The 6,115-nt window shown below is 65.2% G+C and carries 6 protein-coding genes; 1 reads left to right on the top strand and 5 read right to left on the bottom strand.

Annotation, left to right across the window (positions count from 1 at the left end; all coding sequences use genetic code 11):
* The 5 genes from EN949_RS31935 to argH form a co-directional block, all read right to left on the bottom strand.
* Nucleotides 1-1,014: DUF4175 family protein (locus EN949_RS31935; RefSeq protein WP_127371891.1), on the bottom strand; the 1,014-nt coding region annotated here is incomplete at its 3' end.
* A 236-nt stretch (nt 1,015-1,250) separates the two neighbouring features.
* Nucleotides 1,251-2,192 (bottom strand): threonine/serine dehydratase, encoded by a 942-nt coding sequence (locus tag EN949_RS31930; protein ID WP_013529407.1) that lies wholly within the window; start codon nt 2,190-2,192, stop codon nt 1,251-1,253.
* 39 nt (nt 2,193-2,231) lie between these two features.
* A complete protein-coding gene (gene lysA, locus EN949_RS31925) occupies nt 2,232-3,500 on the bottom strand; it encodes a diaminopimelate decarboxylase (protein ID WP_013529408.1) in 1,269 nt (422 codons plus the stop codon).
* 62 nt (nt 3,501-3,562) lie between these two features.
* The gene (locus tag EN949_RS31920) at nt 3,563-3,769 is read right to left on the bottom strand and encodes a lipoprotein (protein WP_013529409.1); all 207 of its coding nucleotides are present in this window, start codon (nt 3,767-3,769) and stop codon (nt 3,563-3,565) included.
* A 128-nt stretch (nt 3,770-3,897) separates the two neighbouring features.
* Nucleotides 3,898-5,298: an argininosuccinate lyase gene (argH, locus tag EN949_RS31915; RefSeq protein WP_013529410.1), complete on the bottom strand. Its 1,401-nt coding sequence runs from the start codon at nt 5,296-5,298 to the stop codon at nt 3,898-3,900.
* 35 nt (nt 5,299-5,333) lie between these two features.
* Between argH and EN949_RS31910 the strand changes: the two genes are divergently transcribed.
* Nucleotides 5,334-6,023, top strand: coding sequence for a TlpA disulfide reductase family protein (locus EN949_RS31910; protein ID WP_127366360.1), 690 nt, complete (start codon nt 5,334-5,336; stop codon nt 6,021-6,023).
* Nucleotides 6,024-6,115: the final 92 nt, after the last annotated feature.

The raw sequence follows: 6,115 nt of genomic DNA, 5'->3' as shown, positions 1-6,115 counted from the left end.
ACAGATCTGGTAGTTGAGCTCGAAGGCGCCGTTGGCGGCGCGCTTGGGCTCGCCGACGAAGCGGATCTGCGGCGGCTTGTCCGGTACGACCGCGAAGGCCCAGCGGCCGAGCTGGTCCTCGCCCGACGTCAGCGTCAGCGTGCCGTCGCCGGTCAGCTTGCTGGTGAACTGGCGCACCTTGGACGGCGTCGCCGGGCTTGCAGCCGGCTTGGCGGCGGCCTGCGGCGCAGCCGGGTCGATGGCGCGGGAATTGCCATTCTTGTCGGCGTAGCCGAGCGTTTCCTCGCCTGAGCCGCCCGTCACGCGCAGCGAAACGTCACTGCCTTCGGGAACCGTAAAGGTCGGGATGGCCTGGTTGGCGTCGGCGGTCAGGAAGATCGGCGGCTTGCCGGTGTAGGACGGCGGCGTCACCCAGGCGTCGATGCGCGGCGGCACGATATCGCGCGCGCCATGGGCATTGAAGCCGTCGCTGATCCTGCCGCCCGTCGGCCCGAAGGAGAAGGCGAAGGCGGTAACGAGCAAAAGTGCCGCTACCGCGCGCAGGGCCCAAGGGTCGCGCTCCGGCACGCGCGTGCGCGGCAGGTCGGCGCCGAGGTTGTCGAGCTTTCCGGCCATGCGCTTCTGGTGTTCGCGCCATAGCGCCTGCGAGAAGCTGCTTTCCCGGCCGCTTGGCCGGTCGGTCTGCACCAGCACCGGGCTGTGCAACAGTTGATTGGCTGCCTCGATGCGGCGGTCGATTTCGCCGGCGCCCGGCAGGCGGAAGAAACGCAGGGGATAAAGCGCGGCCAGTGCTGCTATGGCAAAGGCAGCGACCAGGCCGATGCGCGCCATATCCGGCAGCCGGGAGAATAGCCCGAGCCAGGAGATGCTGAGGAACAGGCTGGCAACGATGACGAGGGGAAGCAGCAACGGCCAGCCGCGCTCGACCACCATCGAGACCCGCGTGGCCAGCCTGCTCAAAGCCAGCCGCCCGGCGAGGCCGCGATCGCTGCTGAAGGTGGGTCGTTGCGTCATCGGCCCTTCCTTGAGCCTATGGCATCCCGAAACCGGGATGCGGCCCTATCCCTTTGAGCATGATCTGTTCCGAAGGGATTCCATGTTTCGGGATCATGCTGTGGAGCGGGCAGATAGCCCGACGCCTCACGACTCAAAGAATACCAGCAAACACGGCAAAGGCGAGGCGGTTCGAAAAAACGTGAAGTGGACCGTTATAGTTCCATCCTGCATCGCCTTAGAAGGCAGCAGGCCCTTTAGAAGGTAGCGGGGTCTGCATTCGCCCCGCAGACCAGCACGGCGATCCGTTCGCCCTGCGCCGGCGCATAGCGGCCCGACAGGATTGCGGCAAAGGCGGCCGCACCTCCCGGCTCGGAGATGATGCGGGTTCGGTTCCACAGCGCCTTCTGCGCGGCGATGATGTCGTCGTCGCTGACCAAGATCGAGCGTTCGACATAGGCCTCGGCGATCGGGAACATCATTTCGCCGACGCGCTTTGGCGCCAGCGAATCGGCGGCGATGCCCTCGGCCGGCGCATCGACGGGGTGTCCGGCCTCGAAGGCGCGATGCAGCGTCGGCGCTCCTTCCGGCTCGACGGCGATGATGCGGATGCGGCCCGCGAACCAGGCAGCGATGCCGCCGATCAGGCCGCCGCCGCCGACAGCGACCAGCAGCGTGTCGATCCGAGGCAAATCGGCCTCGATTTCGAGCCCAAGCGTGCCCTGGCCGACCAACGTTTCCTCCTGGTTGAAGGCGTGAATCTGCAAGGCGCCGGTCTCCTCGGCGAACCGTTCGCTGGCGGCCAGCGCTTCGGCATAGCGGGCGCCGCCGACGATCAGCTCGGCGCCATAGGAGCGGATCCGTTCCAGCTTGGCCGCCGGGCTCACTTCGGGAACGAAGATGGTCGCCTTGTGGCCAAGCCGCATGGCGGCATAGGCGACGGCCGCGCCATGGTTGCCGCCCGATGCTGCGACGACACCGGCCTTTGGGACCGCACGCTCCAGCAGGTTGGTGAAGGCGCCGCGCGCCTTGAACGAGCCGGAATGCTGCAGGCATTCGAGCTTCAGGTCGACGGCCAGCGGCTGCCGATCGAAGTCGGCCATGTCGACGCGCAGCACCGGCGTGTGCCTGATATAGGGGCGGATGCGCGGTTCCATCGCGGCAATGCGCTCGCGTGTGACGGTGATGCCGTTCGTCATGATTGCTCCCTGTGACGGGTCGGTGTGTTTCCGGCGCTTCTATGCAAGCCAGTCGGGCACGGAATCCAGCCCGATCAGGTCGTCATAGGTCAGGCGTGGGCGCACGACGTGGAACCGGTCGCCGTCGACCAGCACTTCCGGAACCAGCAAGCGGGTGTTGTAGGTACCGGCCTGCACCGCGCCATAGGCGCCCGCGGTGGAGACGGCAATCAGGTCGCCGGCCTTCAGCCTGGGCAGATCGCGGTCCAGGCCGATATAATCGCCGGTCTCGCAGACCGGGCCGACGACGTCGACCATCATGCGCGGCGTGTCCGCCGGCGGCTGCACGACCGGACGGATATCGTGGAAGGCATCGTAGAGCGTCGGCCGGATGAGATCGTTCATGGCGGCGTCGACGACGAGGAAGTTCTTGGCGTCGCCTTCCTTTACGAAGATCACTTCCGAGACGAGGATACCGGCATTGCCTACGATCAGCCGGCCCGGCTCGAACATCACCTTCAGCCCGAGCTTGGTGACATGCTTCCTGACGATCTGGGCATAGGCATCGGGCAGCGGCGGCGGGTTGTTGTCGACGCGATAGGGGATGCCGAGGCCGCCGCCGAGGTCGATATGCTCGATGGCATGGCCGTCCGCCCGCAGCGCGCCGACCAGATCGACAAGCAGGGCGAAGGCGTCGTCGAAGGGCTGCAGCTCCGTGATCTGGCTGCCGATATGGGTGTCGATGCCGGTGATCCTGATGCCGGGAAGCGTTGCCGCGCGGGCATAGACCTGCCGCGCCCGCTGCCACGGGATGCCGAATTTGTTCTCGGCCTTGCCGGTGGAGATCTTCTTGTGGGTCCTGGCGTCGACATCGGGATTGATGCGCAGCGAGATCGGCGCCACCTTGCCAAGGGCAACGGCTCGCGCCGACAACAGCTCAAGTTCAGGCTCGGACTCGACGTTGAAGCAGAGAATGCCGGCGGCAAGGGCAAAGTCCATTTCGCGCGCAGTCTTGCCGACGCCCGAAAACAGGATCTTGCCGGCCGGAATGCCGGCGGCCAGCGCCCGGCGCAATTCACCTTCCGAAACCACGTCGGCGCCGGCGCCGAGCTTCGCCAGCGTCCGCAGGACGGCCTGGTTGGAATTGGCCTTCATGGCGTAGCAGACCAGCGTGTCGAGCCCGGCAAAGGACTGGGCAAACACCCGGTAGTGCCTGGTCAGGGTGGCCGTCGAGTAGCAGTAGAATGGCGTGCCGACCTGTGCGGCGATATCTGGTATCGCCACGTCCTCGGCATGGAGCACGCCGTCGCGGTAGTCGAAATGGTTCACGGGAGTGATTCCGGAAGTTGCGGCAAGATGAGATCGGGTTGGAAGGCCCCGCTCTCGTCGGCCTAGATCAGCGGGTCGAGGATGAACTTCTTGTCCTTGACCGGTTTTTCTGGCTCCGGCGGCACGGGCTGATGGGCCTTCGAGGCATCCTTGCGCGCCTGCACGGCCGCCTCATAGGGCGTGTCGAGACCGCCCCTCCTGCCGCAGGCCGAGACGGCCGCGATCGCCACCAGCAGCGTCAGCGTCACCAAAATCCTGCTTCCGGTCATCGATCCATCCGTCCGAAACGTTTGTCAGCCGCCGCTTTTAGCCGAGTTCTCGGCGCATTGCACCCCGAGATATTGCTCGTCGCAATATCTGGCGCAACGTCCGGATATTGCTGGCGCAACATCCGGCATTACGCTTTCGCCAGTCGCTTTTTCCAGGCGCGGATCTGCTTCCTCACTTCCGACGGCGCGGTGCCGCCGAAACTGGTGCGGCTCTTGACCGAGTTCTGCACCGCCAGCACTGAGAATATGTCGGCCGTGATGCCGGGATCGATCGACTGCAAATCCTCCAGCGAAAGCTTCTCCAGCCCCACCTTCTTGTCTTCGGCCAGCGCCACCGCCCGGCCGGTGACATGATGCGCCTCTCGGAACGGCAGGCCGAGCGTGCGCACCAGCCAGTCGGCAAGGTCGGTTGCTGTCGCGTGGCCGGAGCCGGCGGCCTTCTTCATCGCGGCTGCGTTGACCGTCATGTCCGAGACCATGCCGGTCATCGCCGCCAGCATCAGGTCGAGCGTCTCGGCGGCGTCGAATACCGATTCCTTATCTTCCTGCATGTCCTTGCCATAGGTCAAAGGCATGCCCTTCATCACCGTCAGCAGGCCGACCAGATGGCCGGTGACGCGGCCGGTCTTGCCGCGCACCAGTTCGGCGGCATCGGGATTCTTCTTCTGCGGCATGATCGACGAGCCGGTGGAAAACGAGTCCGACAGCCTGACGAAGCCGAATTGCGGCGTCGACCAGATGATGATCTCTTCGGCCAGCCGCGACAGATGCGTGGCGCAGATCGCGGCCATGGCAAGGAACTCGAGCGCGAAATCGCGATCCGAGACGCTGTCGAGCGAATTGCGCATCGGCTCGCGGAAGCCGAGCCCCTTGGCGGTCCGGTGGCGGTCGATCGGGAAGCTGGTGCCGGCAAGTGCGGCGGCACCGAGCGGGCTTTCGTCCATGCGTTCGATCGCATCGCGGACACGCGACAGGTCGCGCGAAAACATCTCGACATAGGCCATGCAGTGATGGCCGAAGGTCACCGGCTGGGCCGCCTGCATATGGGTGAAGCCCGGCATCACGGTCGCCGCGTGCTCCTCGGCCCGCTCCAGCAACGCCCTGATCAGCCCCTTCAACGCCTCGGCGACGCGAAAGCACTCGTCCTTGACCCAGAGCCGCAAATCGACCGCGACCTGGTCATTACGCGAGCGGGCGGTGTGCAGCCGGCCGGCGGCCGGGCCGATCAGATCGGCAAGCCGCGCCTCGATGTTCATGTGGATGTCTTCGAGCCGCGTCGAGAACTCGAAGCTGCCGGCCTCGATCTCTCTCAGGATCGTGTTCAGCCCGTCAGCGATTTTTTCTTGATCGGCCGCCGAAATAATGCCCGTTTGCGCCAGCATCTCGCTATGGGCGATCGAGCCTTTGATGTCCTGCGCATAGAGTTTGCGGTCGAAGGAGATAGACGCGTTGATCGCTTCCATGATCGCGGCCGGACCCGAGGCAAAACGTCCGCCCCACATCTGGTTGCTGGTTTTCTTGTCGCTCATGGCTATAACCCGTGCTTCGGAGCAGTTTTGAGAAAATGGCAGACGGTAGTAGATTCTTCCCGGCCCCGCGCCTGATCCTCGCCGCCTTGGTGGCGGGCGCGCTGGCGGGCGCGGTCGCGGTATATGTCAGCGAGAGCCGGTCTGGCAACAATGCACCGGCACAAGCTGCCGTGGGTGAGAGCAAGGACGACGTGGCCTGCGCGGCCAAGAGCGACCGCGCCAAGAAGGTCGCGGCTTCGGCCAACGGTGAGGTCGCGGCACTTTTGCCGGCCGATCCGCCACAATCCCTGAAGAGCCTTGCCTTCAACGGTCCGGACGGCAAGCCGATGACGATTGCCGATCATGCCGGCAAGACGGTGCTGCTCAATCTGTGGGCGACATGGTGCGCGCCGTGCCGTGCCGAAATGCCGGCGCTCGATGCGCTGCAGAAGGAAAAGGGCAGCGACGCCTTTCAAGTGATCGCCGTCAATGTCGATGCCGGCGACGATGTGAAGCCGAAGAAGTTCCTCAGCGATACCGGCGTCGCGACGCTTGGCTATTACCGGGATTCGACGATGGCGCTGTTCAACGACCTCAAGAAGCGCGGCCTGGCGCTAGGCCTTCCTGTCACCATGCTGGTCGACGGCGAGGGCTGCCTGATCGCCCATATGAACGGCCCGGCCGAATGGTCGGGGCCGGACGCCAGGCGGCTGGTCGAGACGGCACTCAAGCCCGAGAGCCTCTAGTCTAGCGTGTGGCTAGCGCAGGTGCCGGTGCGAAGGCCAGAACGCTTCTGTCGCGCAAGGTAGCGGGTTTGCTGCCGACAGCGGGTGTGACG

Source organism: Mesorhizobium sp. M7A.F.Ca.US.007.01.2.1 (genome assembly GCF_003998165.1).
In the GTDB taxonomy this organism is placed as follows: domain Bacteria; phylum Pseudomonadota; class Alphaproteobacteria; order Rhizobiales; family Rhizobiaceae; genus Mesorhizobium; species Mesorhizobium ciceri.
The sequence above is the reverse complement of the archived record's forward strand: the minus strand, read 5'-3'. Positions and strand labels throughout refer to the sequence as shown.